The organism is Streptomyces alkaliphilus (assembly GCF_014141535.1).
In the GTDB taxonomy this organism is placed as follows: Bacteria; Actinomycetota; Actinomycetes; order Streptomycetales; family Streptomycetaceae; genus Streptomyces; species Streptomyces alkaliphilus.
Genome location: NZ_VKHT01001137.1, coordinates 1 through 1,466 on the forward strand (window position 1 = coordinate 1; position 1,466 = coordinate 1,466).

Sequence of the window (1,466 nt, forward strand, 5' to 3'; positions counted from 1 at the left end):
TTGCACGAGTTGGTGCACCCGCACCACACCCGTCCCACCCGGCGCCGGGGCCGGCGCCCCTCCGCCATCCCCCCGGGACCGGCCCGGGTCCCGGTCCGGGTTCCGGTCCTGGTTTCGGCCCGGGTTCCGGTCTTGCCCGTGCCGGTCCGGTGGGGTGTGGTGGATCAGGCTGAGGCGGTGCAGGGCCCGCAATGCCCCGTACGCCTCTTCCTCCGCCACCATCGGTGACCCCTCACCGTCCGATGGCGCCTCGGCATCCCGGTGCTGGGTCAGGAACTCCCGTGCCGGTTCGGAGGTCAGGACGTTCTGGGGGATGTGGTTGCCGTCCAGCATGGAGGCCAACGCCAGCATCGGCCTCGCCAGGCCGGCCGGTCGCAGACCGTTGGCGTGGTCGATGGACAGGGTCCAGGCGGCGTGCCAGGCGTCCGGTTGGTCATCGGGTAGTTGGTCGGGGGTGGTCTCGGCCAGGTCCCGGGTCCGGTCGGCGAGCAGCCGGCGGTAGGCGGGCACATCCAGGGCGGTGTCGATGAGGTAGGCGGCGGCCTGGGCCAGCGCCAACGGCAACCGTCCCAGATCGGCGGCCAGCCCGGCCAGCTCCTGGTCGCCGGTGTCGGGGAGGTCGTCGTCCAGGGCTTGGCGCAGGTGCGCCAAGCCCTGGGCGGGGGTGAAGACGCCGACCTCGAGTTGGTGGCCGCGTCGGGCCAGGGCGGCGTCGGTGCGGCGGGTGGTGACCACCACCCGCCCGGCCGGGGAGGGGTCGGGCCACAGCCCCCGCATGTCCTTGGAGTCGGCGACGTCGTCCAGGACGACCAACCACCGACACCTCCGCCCTTCCTCATCCCTGGCGGCGGTGAGCCAGGCCAGGAACCTCTCGGCCGCGGACTCCGCATCGGCTGGATCAGCTCCACACAACTCCACCCCGGCCCTGGCGTAGGCGGAGACGACCGCCTCGCGGGAGGCGGCCGTCACCCACACCAGAACATCGAGCCCGCCAGTCCCCCAGGCGGCACGGGCCGCGTGGGCGGCCAGTTGGGTTTTGCCGACCCCGCCCATGCCCACCAACACCACCACCGGTTTCCCGGCCCCGGCATCACCGGTGACGGACCCCTCCCCGCGGCCGTCCGCGCGGCCGTCCGGGCGGTCAACGTCGTGGGGGGCCAGGAGGCCGGCCAGGGTGTGTTCCTGGTCGCGGTACTGGAACGCGGTGGCCTGCGGGGGCAGCAGCCCGATCCGGTGGGGCCAGGGGGCGGGTTCCCGCGGCCCCGCCATCACGGTCAATTGCCCCACGGTCAGGTGGCCGCTGTTCGCGATCCCGCCGTCGGAGGCCGTCGCGTCCCCGGTGTGGGAGACCCACACCCCACCACCACCACCATCGCCGGCACCGGCACCGGCACCGGTATTGCGGTTCCTTGCCGGGTCCGCCCCGTGCGCCCGCGGCTGCTTGTTCTCCTCTTCCCGCTCCATAC

At 73.6% G+C, this 1,466-nt stretch carries 1 protein-coding gene; it reads right to left on the reverse strand.

Annotation, left to right across the window (positions count from 1 at the left end):
- Positions 1–1,466 (reverse strand): NB-ARC domain-containing protein (locus FNQ90_RS22940; RefSeq protein ID WP_267133099.1); only part of this gene is annotated, 1,466 nt, incomplete at both ends.